7 protein-coding genes are annotated in these 12428 nt (G+C 72.6%); 3 read left to right on the top strand and 4 right to left on the bottom strand.

Annotated features, from left to right (window positions below; translation table 11 throughout):
• Positions 1-15: 15 nt before the first annotated feature.
• A complete protein-coding gene (gene ileS / locus Aru02nite_RS10600; protein ID WP_203657190.1) occupies positions 16-3180 on the bottom strand; it encodes an isoleucine--tRNA ligase in 3165 nt (1054 codons plus the stop codon).
• 406 nt (positions 3181-3586) lie between these two features.
• Between ileS and Aru02nite_RS10605 the strand changes: the two genes are divergently transcribed.
• The 3 genes from Aru02nite_RS10605 to Aru02nite_RS10615 all read left to right on the top strand — a co-directional run bounded on the left by Aru02nite_RS10605 (position 3587) and on the right by Aru02nite_RS10615 (position 6981).
• Positions 3587-4696: a sulfite oxidase gene (locus Aru02nite_RS10605; RefSeq protein ID WP_239076600.1), complete on the top strand. Its 1110-nt coding sequence runs from the start codon at positions 3587-3589 to the stop codon at positions 4694-4696.
• Positions 4693-6057, top strand: coding sequence for an FAD-binding oxidoreductase (locus tag Aru02nite_RS10610; protein WP_203657191.1), 1365 nt, complete (start codon positions 4693-4695; stop codon positions 6055-6057). The genes Aru02nite_RS10605 and Aru02nite_RS10610 overlap by 4 nt, the downstream gene beginning before the upstream one ends.
• A 102-nt stretch (positions 6058-6159) precedes the next feature.
• Positions 6160-6981: a trypsin-like serine peptidase gene (locus tag Aru02nite_RS10615; RefSeq protein WP_203657195.1), complete on the top strand. Its 822-nt coding sequence runs from the start codon at positions 6160-6162 to the stop codon at positions 6979-6981.
• An 18-nt stretch (positions 6982-6999) separates the two neighbouring features.
• On the opposite strand, the gene Aru02nite_RS10620 is transcribed toward Aru02nite_RS10615, so the two are convergent.
• The 3 genes from Aru02nite_RS10620 to Aru02nite_RS10630 form a co-directional block, all read right to left on the bottom strand.
• Positions 7000-9765 (bottom strand): hypothetical protein, encoded by a 2766-nt coding sequence (locus Aru02nite_RS10620; RefSeq protein ID WP_203657196.1) that lies wholly within the window; start codon positions 9763-9765, stop codon positions 7000-7002.
• A 4-nt stretch (positions 9766-9769) separates the two neighbouring features.
• Positions 9770-10966, bottom strand: a complete 1197-nt coding sequence (locus Aru02nite_RS10625) for a glycoside hydrolase family 16 protein (protein WP_203657202.1) — start codon at positions 10964-10966, stop codon at positions 9770-9772.
• Positions 10967-11116: 150 nt separating this feature from the next.
• Positions 11117-12418: an extracellular solute-binding protein gene (locus tag Aru02nite_RS10630; protein WP_203657204.1), complete on the bottom strand. Its 1302-nt coding sequence runs from the start codon at positions 12416-12418 to the stop codon at positions 11117-11119.
• Between the last annotated feature and the right edge of the window lie 10 nt (positions 12419-12428).

Consider the following 12428-nt stretch of genomic DNA (forward strand, 5'->3'; position numbering starts at 1 on the left):
CGGTGCGGCGGCGGGTCAGGCGCGGCGGAGGGCGAAGCGGAGGCCGAGACCCTCGTCCGTGACGGTGTCGCCGGCCGGCTCGCCGCGGGCGAAGTCGACGGCGAGCACCTCGTCGGCGACCAGCGCCGCGTGCTCGGACAGCGCCGCCGCGGTGTCGGGATCCGTTGCCTCCCAACGCAACGCGATCCGGTCGGCGACGTCCAGGCCGGCCGACTTGCGGGCCTCCTGGATCAGCCGGATGGCCTCGCGGGCGAGCCCGGCGCGGCGCAGTTCGGGGGTGATGGCGAGGTCGAGCGCGACGGTGGCGCCGCCCTCGGACGCGACGGCCCAGCCCTCCCGCGGCGTCTCGGTGACGATCACCTCGTCCGCGGACAGCGACACGGTCTCGCCGTCCACCTCGACCGTGGCCTCCCCGGTACGCAGCGCCGCGGACAGCGCCGCCGCGTCCGCCGCGGCGATGGCCTTCGCGACCGGCTGCGTACCCTTGCCGAACCGCTTGCCGAGGGCCCGGAAGTTCGCCTTGGCGGTGGTGTCCACGAGCGAGCCGCCGACCTCGGCGAGCGCGCCCAGCTCGGTGACGTTCAGCTCGGCGCAGACCTCGGCGCGCAGTTCGGCGGGCAGGTCCGCGAAGCCGGCCGCGGCGACGAGCGCGCGGGACAGCGGCTGCCGGGTCTTGACCTTCGAGTCGGCGCGGGCCGAGCGGCCCAGCTCGACGAGCCGGCGGGCCAGGTCCATCTGGGCGGACAGCGCCGGGTCGATCAGCGACTCGTCGGCGACCGGCCAGGACGCCAGGTGCACCGACTCCGGCGCGCCCGGGGTGACCGGCCGGACGAGGTCCTGCCAGACCCGTTCGGTGATGAACGGAACGATCGGCGCCAGCAGCCGCGTCACCGTCTCGATCGCCTCGTGCAGGGTGGCGAGCGCGGCGGCGTCACCGCGCCAGGCGCGCCGCCGCGAGCGCCGCACGTACCAGTTGGAGAGGTCGTCGACGAAGGCGGACAGCAGCCGGCCGGCGCGCTGGGTGTCGAACGCCTCCAGCGCCGCGTCGACCTCGCGTACCAGGACGTTCAGTTCGGACAGCAGCCAGCGGTCGAGCGCGGACCGCTGCGCCGGGGCGGGGTCGCCGGCCGACGCACTCTCCGCCGCGGAGGCCGTAGAGGTCGCGGCGGAGGGGGACCAGTCGGCGAGCCGCGCGTACAGGGACTGGAAGGAGACGGTGTTCCAGTACGTCATCAGCGTCTTGCGGACGACCTCCTGGATGGTGCCGTGCCCGACGCGCCGCGCCGCCCACGGCGACCCGCCGGCCGCCATGAACCAGCGGACCGCGTCGGCGCCGTGCCGCTCCATCAGGTCGATCGGGTCGAGGATGTTGCCCAGGTGCTTCGACATCTTCCGGCCGTCCTCGGCCAGGATGTGCCCGAGACACACCACGTTCTCGTACGAGGAGCGGTCGAAGACGAGCGTGCCGACCGCCATCAGGGTGTAGAACCAGCCGCGGGTCTGGTCGATCGCCTCGCAGATGAACTGCGCCGGGTACGTGCGCTCGAACACCTCCGCGTTGCGGTGCGGGTAGCCCCACTGCGCGAACGGCATCGAGCCCGAGTCGTACCAGGCGTCGATGACCTCGGGTACGCGCCGGGCCTCGCCGCCGCACTGCGGGCAGGCGAGCGTCACCTCGTCGATGTACGGCCGGTGCGGGTCGAGGCCGGACAGGTCGCGGCCGGCCAGCTCCGCCAGTTCGGTCAGCGAGCCGACACAGGTCAGGTGCGCCTCGTCGGCGGTACAGCGCCAGATCGGCAGCGGCGTGCCCCAGTACCGGTTGCGGGACAGCGCCCAGTCGACGTTGTTGTTCAGCCAGTCGCCGTACCGGCCGTGCTTGACGGTCTCCGGGTGCCAGGTGGTGCGCTCGTTCTCGCGCAGCAGCGCGTCCTTGACCGCGGTGGTCCGGATGTACCAGGACGGCTGCGCGTAGTACAGCAGGGCGGTGTGGCAGCGCCAGCAGTGCGGGTACGAGTGCTCGTACGGCAGGTGCCGGAACAGCAGGCCGCGCGTTTCGAGGTCGGCGACGAGCGCGTCGTCGGCGGTCTTGAAGAACACGCCGCCGACCAGCGGCAGGTCCGCGTCGAACGTGCCGTCCGGGCGCACCGGGTTCACCACCGGCAGCCCGTACGCCCGGCAGGTGGCGAGGTCGTCCTCACCGAACGCCGGCGACTGGTGCACCAGGCCGGTGCCGTCCTCGGTCGTCACGTACTCCGCGTTCACGACGAAGTGCGCGTCCGGGATGTCCACCAGAGCGAACGGCCGGGAGTACGTCCAGCGCTCCATCTCGGCGCCGGTGAACCGCTCGCCGGTGAGCGTCCAGCCCTCCCCCAGCACCGCCGACACCAGCGGCTCGGCGACCACCAGCCGCTCGCTGCCGTCCGTGGCCACCACGTACTCGACGGTCGGGTGGGCGGCGACCGCGGTGTTCGACACCAACGTCCACGGCGTCGTCGTCCACACCAGCAGGCTCGCGGTGCCGGCCAGCGGGCCGGACGTGAGCGGGAACCGCACGTACACCGACGGGTCGACGACCGTCTCGTACCCCTGGGCAAGCTCGTGGTCGGACAGCCCGGTGCCGCACCGCGGGCACCACGGCGCCACCCGGAACGACTGCGTCAGCAGGCCCCTGTCGAAGATCTGCTTCAGCGACCACCACACCGACTCGATGTACTCCGGGTCCATCGTCCGGTACGGATCGGACATGTCCGTCCAGTAGCCCATCCGGTCGGTGAGGGTCTGGAACGCGTCCACGTGCCGCAGTACCGACTCGCGGCAGCGCGCGTTGAACTCGGCGACCCCGTACGCCTCGATGTCGGGCTTGCCGCGGAACCCCAGCTCCTTCTCCACGGCCAGCTCCACCGGCAGGCCGTGGCAGTCCCAGCCGGCCTTGCGCCCGACGTGGAACCCCTTCATGGTCTTGAACCGCGGGAACACGTCCTTGAAGACGCGGGCCTCGATGTGGTGCGCGCCGGGCATGCCGTTCGCGGTCGGCGGGCCCTCGTAGAAGACCCATTCGGGGCGGCCGGCGGTCTGCTCCAGCGAGCGGGCGAAGATCTTGTCGGCCCGCCAGCGGTCGAGCACCTCGTGCTCCAGGGCGGGCAGGTCGACCTGCGCGGGTACCGCGTTGTACGACGTCATCGGGTGTCCTCCGGCGGAGTGTGCGTTCCGTCGGAGGGACGAGAGCTCGCGCCCCCGCGGTACCACCCTCCTTGGCCGCCGGCTGGCGACCCTCTCGTTGTGGTGCGTGCCGGGTCTACTCACCGGTGACCGGTTTTCTTCCGACGGCTCCGGGGTGATCTCGCGACGCGCGCATCCGCCGGGCTCCCACCGCCCCCGGCTCGCTGGGCGACCGCCGACGCCGCTACCTGTCCCCATCACGGCCGCGACAAGTCTAGCCACGTCGCGAACGCGGCGGCGAACCGGACGACCCCGAAGTACTGCCGGCCGGCGGTGCCCGGCCGGACGGGCCGATCGGGTGGACGTTCGGGCGCAACGGTGCCCGCGTACGGTCCGCGACCGGGCGGGACGGCGCACCCTGGCGCTGGTGGACACGGGACTCGGCGCACCGGCGCGGGTGGCCCGGCCCGGCGAACCGATCGGCCCGGACGAGCTGCGCCTGGCCACACGGAACCACGGGATGCCCCTGGAGGCCCTCCGGTACGACGTGACCCCGCCGGGGCTGCACTACGTGCTGGTCCACTACGACATCCCGTACGTGGAGCCGGGCGGGTGGCGGCTGACCGTCGACGGCGCCGTACGCCGGCCCGTCGCGCTGACCGCCGCCGAACTCCGCGCCCGCCCGCGCCGTACGCTGCGGGTGACGCTGGAGTGCGCGGGCAACGGCCGGGCCCGGCTCGAACCGCGGCCGGTCAGCCAGCCGTGGCTGGACGAGGCGGTCGGCACCGCCGACTGGACCGGTACGCCGCTGGCGGCGCTGCTGCGCGACGTGGGCCTGCCGGACGGCGCGCACACGGTGGTGTTCACCGGCGCCGACCACGGCACCGAGCGCGGCGTCGAGCAGGACTACCAGCGGGCCCTGCCGCTGGTCGAGGCGATGCGCCCGGAAGTGCTGCTGGCCGACACCATGAACGGCGCGCCGCTGCCGCCGCAGCACGGCTTCCCGCTGCGCCTCGTCGTCCCCGGCTGGTACGGGATGGCGCACGTGAAGTGGCTCCGCGAGATCACCGTACTGACGGGCGAGTTCGACGGGTTCCAGAACGCGGTGGCGTACCGGCTGAAAGATCGGGCGGAGGACGCGGGCGAGCCGGTGACGCGGATCCGGCCGCGGGCGCTGCTGGCGCCACCCGGGTACCCGGACTTCATGTCCCGGATCCGGGTCGTGGCACCGGGTTCGCACCTGCTGTCCGGGCGCGCCTGGTCCGGTACGGGTCCGGTGGTGCGGGTGCTGTTCTCCGCCGGCGGCGACTGGACCGACGCGGAACTCGGTCCGGTGGCGGGGCACTGGGCGTGGCGGGAGTTCCGGGTGCCGTGGTGGGCGGAGCCGGGCAGCTACCAGCTGAGCGTCCGGGCGATCGACGCGACGGGTCGGGCCCAACCGGTCGAGCCGCCGTGGAACGTGCAGGGCATGGCGAACAACATGGCCCAGCGGGTACCGGTCGTGGTGCCGCCGGGCGGAGGGCACGGTGCACCATGAGCACGCTGGACGACCTGCGCGAGCAGGTCCGCGGAACGGTACTGACCTCGCAGGACGACGGGTACGAGCAGGCCAGGCGGGTCTACAACGGGATGATCGACCGGCACCCCCAGGTGGTGGTGCGCTGCGTCGACGACGCCGACGTCCTCGCCACCCTGGCGTACGCCCGGGACACCGGGCTGGACCTCGCCGTCCGCGGCGGGAGCCACAGCGTCCCCGGCTTCGGTACGAACGACGGCGGCGTGGTCTGCGACCTGTCGCCGATGACCGGCGTCCAGGTCGACCCGGACAACCGGATCGCGCGGGCGCAGGGCGGCAACACGTGGGGCAGCTTCAACCACGCCACCTACCCGTACGGGCTGGCGACCACCGGCGGGATCATCGGCAGCACCGGTATCGGCGGGCTGACGCTCGGCGGCGGGATCGGCTACCTCGCCCGCGGCTGCGGCCTGACGATCGACAACCTGCTGGCCGCGACGGTGGTCACCGCGGACGGCCGGATCGTCCGCGCCAGCGCCGACTCCGAACCCGACCTGTACTGGGCGCTGCGCGGCGGCGGCGGCAACTTCGGCGTCGTCACGTCGTTCGAGTACCGGATGCACCCGGTGAAGGACGTGCTGGCCGGGATCTTCTTCTTCCCGCTGGACCGGGTACCGGACGTGTTCGCCACGTACGACGCGTACATCGCGGACGCGCCGGAGCAGCTGGGCGCGTTCCCGGCGTTCCAGATCGCGCCGCCGCTGCCGTTCATCCCGGAGAGCGAGCACGGCAAGCCGTTCGCGGCGATCGTGTCGTGCTGGTCCGGCCCGATCGACCAGGGCGAGAAGGTACTCGCACCGCTGCGGGACGCCGCGCCGCTGGTCGCCGAGATGGTCGCGCCGATGCCGTACCCGGTGCTCAACACGCTGTTCGACGAGCTGCTGCCGGCCGGGCTCCAGCACTACTGGAAGACGGTGTTCTCGCCACCGCTGACGCCCGAGGTGATCGCGGTGCACGCCGAGCACGGCCCGAAGGTACCGGCGCTGCAGTCGACGATGCACGTGTACCCGATCAACGGCGCGTGCCACCGGGTGGCGGCGGACGCGACGGCGTTCGGGCACCGGGACGCCAGGTACGCGACGGTGGTGGCGGGGATGTGGCCGGACCCGGCGGCGAACGACGCGAACATCCAGTGGGTCCGGGACTACTACGCGGCGCTGCGCCCGCTGTCCGACCCGGGCGGGTACACGAACTTCATGGCGGGCGACGACCAGGACGCGCTGCGCGACGCGTTCGGCGCGAACTACCAGCGGCTGGTCGACACCAAGAAAAAGTACGATCCGGACAACTTCTTCCACGACAACCAGAACATCGCGCCGTAGTACCGGCACTGGTGCCCGCTTCGGCTGGGCGGGGGCTGTGAATGCGGCCGGCGTTCGAGGGAAAGGTGTGAACCGCCGGCCGCGGTCGCTAGGGTTCGGTGCGTGCGGGTCAGGGTCGTGGTGCTGGGAGCGGTACTCGTCGCGTTGCTGGGCGGTTGCGGGGTGGCGGCGTCCGGGCCGTCGACCCGGTCGTCCCCGCAGGTCACCTACTGGGACCGGAAGCGCATGGAGCAGGCGTCCCCGTTCGGTACGCCGGGGGTCGGGCACACGGCGCCGCCGACCGTGGGCAACGCGCGGGTCGGCGCGCTGTTCTCGGGCAGCGGCAGCGGCAACCACTTCTGCACCGCGAGCGTGGTCGACAGCCCGAAGAAGTCGGTACTGATCACCGCCGCGCACTGCGTGTACGGCGACGGTCAGGCCCGCAGCGACCTCGCGTTCGTCCCCGCGTACCGGGACGGCGACGCGCCGTACGGGACGTGGCCGGTGCGGCACGTGATCGTCGACCCGCACTGGGCCAGCAACAACGACCCGGACTACGACGTGGCGTTCGTGGACCTGGGCACGGTCAAGGGCAAGCGGATCGCCGACGTGCTCGGCGCGAACCGGCTCGGCTGGAACGAGTCGTACACCAAGCGGGTCAAGATCACCGGGTACCCGTCGGCGAAGGAGTCGCCGATCTCCTGCGTCAACACCACGAGGAAGTACTCGACGACGCAGTTGACGATCGACTGCACGGACTTCACCGGCGGGACGAGCGGCAGCCCGTGGCTGACCGACCTGGACCCGATCACCCGCACCGGCACCGTGATCGGCGTGATCGGCGGGTACGAGGCGGGCGGCAGCACCGCCGACACCTCGTACTCCGTCTACTTCGACAAGGACGTCAAGAAGCTGTACGACCAGGCGGTCGGCGAGGAGGGCTGAGGCCCGTCGCCGAGCGGATCAGAGCGGGACGGTCGGGCCGTACGCGACGGTGCCGTCGTCGGCGCGGGTGACCGTGCCGATCTCGACGGTCCCGGTCACCCCGGAGAGGTCCAGCTGCTGGCGGAACGAGTACCCGGTGGTCGGGTCGGTGGCGTGCCAGTCTCCCCCAGCGGGACGCCAGCGCAGCCACGACGTCGTCGCCGCCCGGTACGACCAGGTGACGGTCGGCCGGGCCGCGTCGCCGGTGACCGTACGGGTGCGCAGGGCCGGGCCGTCCGGGTCGGTGCGCAGCGCCACGTCGACCGAGAGTACGGCGATGCCGTTGCCGCCCAGGGTGACCGACACCGCGGCACCGTCGCGTACGGCGTCGCCGGTGTGCACGGTGGTGGCGCCCCACTCGGCGCGGCTGCCCGGTGCCAGGGCACGCGGGTCGAGCGTCGCGGTGGTGGTCACCGTGCGCGGCGATCCGTTCAGCAGTACCAGATGCAGCGTGCCGCCGTCGGGTGAGCGGGCGGCCAGCCAGTCCACGTCGCTGTCGGCGACGGACACCAGCCCGTGCGGCCGGCACAGCCGCGCGTCCCGCCCGTACAGGCGGCCGGTGGCGAAGCCGGTCGGCTTGCTGGCGCCCACCTTCGCGGTCATGAACCCGCGCGGGAACGCGATCGCGCCGCCGGACCGCAGTTCCGCCTCCGCCACGAGGTAGTCCACCAGCCAGCCGAGGTGCCACCACCCGTGCCAGGGGTACGTGTGAGCGCCGCCGCTGCCGGCGAACCAGTAGTACGAGGGGATGCCGCTGGCGGGGTCGACGAACGCGTCCCGGCCGCGCGCCGCGGCACGGGCCAGGTCGAGGAAGACCCGTTCGCCGGTGAGGCGGTGGAACCGGACGAACGCGCCGGTGTGGCAGGCGAGCAGGATCGGGCCGCGGTCGTTGGCGGTGCCGCGGTAGCCGGCGTGCTCGTAGTTCAGGCCGGCCTGGCTGACCTGCCACTGCTCGACCGGCCGCCCCTCGAACGTACGGGGACCGTCGGTGGCCGCCGGGTGCGTCACCACGTGCGTGACGTACGTGCGGGCGACCTCGACGGCGGCCGTCCGGTACGCGGCGACGCCGGTCTCCTCGGCCAGGTCCAGCAGCGCCTGCGCGCCGAACACCAGGTGGAAGTCCGGGATCAGCCGCGCGTCGTCGCACACCCCCAGGTACTGTCCACTGTGGACAGCGTGGGCCAGGTACCAGTCCGCGCCGCGGCGCGCCGCCGCCAGGTACCGCCGGTCCCCGAGCACCCGGTACGCCACGAACAGGCCGTACCAGGTGGCGCGCAGGTCGGTCAGTTCCGGGTACATCAGGGTGGTCGGGTCGTCGCGCAGGTAGCCGACGTCGAAGCCGCCGTCGGCGCGCTGCCAGGCGAGCAGCCGGTCCGCGGCCAGCCGTACCCGGTCGCGGAGTTCGTCGTCGTCCGGGTCGAACAGCAGGATGTTGCCCATGTCGGCGAGCGCGTAGAACGTGGTGAACATCGGCGACACGTAGTTCGCGGACTGGCCGGAGCGGAAGTTCTCGCTGATCCAGTCGCCCTGCCCGTGGTACTGCCCGAAGTACTCGCCGAGCGCCGCGCCCTGGAACGGTCCGCCGTCGCTCTGCTGCTGCGCCAGTTTGAAGTTCCGCGCGTACGGCAGGCGCTCGTGCTCGATCACCGGGTCGCCCGACAGCCGCGCCAGCATCCACATCGCGCCCACGTCGGACAGCTTCGCGCTCTCCGCGCCGAGCGTGCGCCCCCGGTACTCCCAGGTGTGCCACTGCGAGTCCGGGCCGGCGAGGAAGTCCTGCGAGGTGTCGACCCGCCAGGACAGCGACCGGGTGTTGCGCGCCAGGTCGAGGTACCGGCCGACCGGGTAGACGTCGTCCACCGCGTACCGCAGGGCGGCGAACCAGTCGGGCGCGGTCAGCACGTACCGGAAGGCGAAGCGGATCCGCTCGCCCGCGGCCAGCCTCGACCCGTCCTGCCCGAGCACCGGATGGTACGCCGTCGGGCAGTACGCGCCGCCCGCGTCGGTGCTCGACAACCCCAGCAGCCAGCGGGTCTGCGCGGACGTACCGGCCGGCCACGGGTCGCGGCCGGTGCCGGGTTCGGCGATCACCGCCACGGTCGGCCCGGACCGTACGGACAGCAGCGACATCGGTGTGGTGGCGCTGCGTTCCCTTGCCACCAAAGGCATCGCGGGGATGCCCAGCCCGTACCGCTCGGCGAGGGTCGGGTCGTGCTGCGGCGCCGTGCCCGTCCAGTACCCGGGGATGACGCCGCGGGTGAGGTCGCCGGCGTCGAGGCGGGCGAGGGTCGGGGTGGCCACCGAGTACCAGCCGTCGGCGGTGGCGGTGAACTCGACCGACACCGCGACGTCCGCGCCGCGCAGGGTCCAGTCCGCGACGAGCGTGCCGCGGCCGGTCGGGACCGTGCAGCGGACCCCGGTCGCGGTGCGCCGCACCGACTCCGGCAGCGCGCGCAGCGCCGTCCCGGCCGTACCGTGCACGACCGCGTCCTGGGTGGGTGCCGCCTCCGCGACGAGCACCGCGTACTCCCCGGACGGGTTCGGCAGGTCCAGCCAGGCGCCCCCGACCCGGGCCCGGATCCGTTGCAGCGCACCGGAACCGGCCCACTCCAGGTGTACCGAGTCGTTGGCCAGGGCGACGCCGGCGGCCGGCGCCGCACCCGACGTACCGGCGAGCAGCGCCGGCGCGGTCAGGCCCGCCGCGCCCGCGCCGGCCAGCTTCAGGAGGTCCCGTCTCTCCACCATGTCCTCACCCCACCCGTACGAACTTGACGGCGTCGGCGCGCGCGTTGCCGTTGCCCCGGGTCAGCGTCACCGACCCGGCGGTGCCGGCGGGGAAGTCCCAGGTGCCGAGCGAGACCCAGCCGGTCGGGCCGGTCGCGTAGTCCAGGTGCGTGGTGCTGGTGACCCCGCCGTGCACGACGTCGAGCCGGGAATCGGTGTCGCTGCCCGGATACCCGATGCGGTGCACGTACACCTGGTAGGTGCCGGCGGCGCGCAGCGTCGGCCGCCACGTCGCGGTCGCGCCGGGCGACGCCGACCACCGGCTCGTCGTACCGACGGTGTAGCCGGGGAGGGTGCTGTCGGCCCAGGTGCCGGTCTCGCTGTAGCCGTAGTTCGCGGGGGTGTCGTTGTCGACGTAGTAGTCGCGCTGGTAGTAGCGGACGTAGTCGAACTGCGCGGTGGCCGGCAGCTTGGTCTCGTCGACCGTCTCGTACCCGATGGAGGTGAGCCAGATGTTGACGTAGTCGTGCGTGTCGGCGCTCGGCGGGTACGTCGCGGTGTTGGTGAGCGTGCCGTCGACGTAGAAGTCGACGCGGTCCTCGCGCCAGTCGAAGCCGTACGTGTGCCAGCCGGCGGAGGTGTCGAACCCGGGCTGCGTGGTCCTGCGGCCGATGCTGGTCGACGCGCCGCCCGGCTGCCAGGCGATCACGCCCTGGCTGACGTCCGCCGGGTGACTGGAGTTGATCTCGAACTGGTCGATCTCGGTACGCCGCGCCGGCGTGTACGTGTCGCTGCCGTCGCCGGACATCGCCCAGAACGACGTGTGCCAGCCGGCGCCGGCCGGCGTCTTCGCCCGCGTTTCGTAGTAGCCGTAACGGAAGGAGCGCCGGCTGACGACGCCGCCCGCGGTGTACGCGTAGCCGTCGTAGGCTTCCTTCTTCAGCGCGACGGACAGCACGCCGCCGCCCTCGGACACGTTGCGCGCCAGCTGCGCGCTCTTCGCCTTCTCGTCGGTACGGAAGTTCCACACCGTACTGTCCACTGTGGACCCATTGAACTCGTCGTCGAACACCAGCGCGTACCCGGACCCGGCCGGGGTCGTGACCGTACCGTCGGCCGGTGCGGCGGACGGGTGTGGTGCGGCGGTGCCGGGGAGGGCGACCGCCGCGGCGAGCAGGGCCGCGAAACCGGCCACCGCGAACGTTCGTGCGTACCTGGACATGGGACGAACCTCCTGGGGAGAAGTCTTGCCACGTCACCGGATCGCGGGGCGGCGGCCGTCGGCGCCCCGCCCGTGCCCGGGTACCGGCGGCACGTCCACCGGCCCCGCGTGCCCAGGTACCGGCGGCGCTCGCCACCGGTACCCGTGGGTTCAGCTCGTCACGAGCTTCTGCATCGCCGTGCGGGCGTCGGCCATCGCCTGCTTCGGCGACGACTTCCCCGTGAGTACGGCCTGGACCTGGGTGGCGAGCGCCTGCTCGATCTGCGCGTACTGCGGGAAGGCCCAGAACGGGTCGGTCCGGGCAGTGGTCGTCACCCGCTTGGTGAACTCGGTGACGAACCGGTCGGCGGTCAGCGCCGGGTCGGCCAGCGCCTTCGTGGTGGTCGGCGGGTTGCCGGTCTTGGCGAAGTACCCGGTGGTGGTCCTCAGGTCGCTCGTCACGTACTTCGCGAACTTCGCCGCGGCGCCGGATCCCTTGCCCTGCAACACGACCAGCACGCCACCCCAGGCGAACGCCACCGGCTTGTCCCCCGCCGACCGCACCGGCCGCGCGAACGGGGTCAGCACCTTCTCGATCGACTTGTCCTTGGCCGCGGTGACCACGGCACCCCGGCCCACCGGCGCGTCCTCGTACACGCCGACCTTGCCCTGGCCGAACAGCGCGCGGGCGTCGAACCGGTCCAGCGCCGGCGCGATCAGCTTCTTGTCGTACAGCTTCTTGTACCAGGTGACGGCCTCGACGCTGCCGTCGTCGCCGACGGTCACCTTGCCGTTCTCCACGACCGGGCTGCCGAACGTCCACATCCACGGGATGATGTCCTTGAGCTGGTCGACCTTCGTCATCGCCGCGTACGGCACGATCCCGTTGCCCAGCGCCTTCAACGACTCCAGCATCGCCTCGAAGTCGTCCACCGTGGTCGGCAGCGCCTTCACGCCGGCCTTGTCGAGCAGCCGCTGGTTGCCGACCATGCCGATCGCGCCGGACGTCCACGGCAGCCCGTACTGGGTGCCCTTCACCCGGCCCAGCGCCAGGCTCGCGTCGGTGTACCCGGCGCCCGCCGCCACCTTCCCGAGGTCGGTGAGCTTGCCGGTCGCCGCGAGCGTCGCCAGCCACGCGCCGTCGCACTGCGCGACACCGCTCGCGTTGCCCCCGCGTACCTGGAGGAGCAGCTGGTTCAGGTAGTCGTTGTACGGGTACGACACGGTCTTGACGTGCGCGCCGGACGACTTCTCGTACCCGGCGACGATCGCGGCCACCGCGTCCTTCGTGGCCGCCTCGTTCAACGACCACCCGTTGAACGTGAAGTCCTTGACGCCGTCGTCGCTGACGCCCTTCGCGGCGCCGGTACCGCCGGCGGAGGGTGCGCAGGCAGCGGCACCGGTCAGGGCCAGCGCGCCCGCGCCGACCAGGCCGAGCATGCCGCGCCGGGACAGGGAGTTGGTCTGGGACATGGCTCTTCTC

This window comes from Actinocatenispora rupis (assembly GCF_016861975.1).
Lineage (GTDB): Bacteria > Actinomycetota > Actinomycetes > Mycobacteriales > Micromonosporaceae > Actinocatenispora > Actinocatenispora rupis.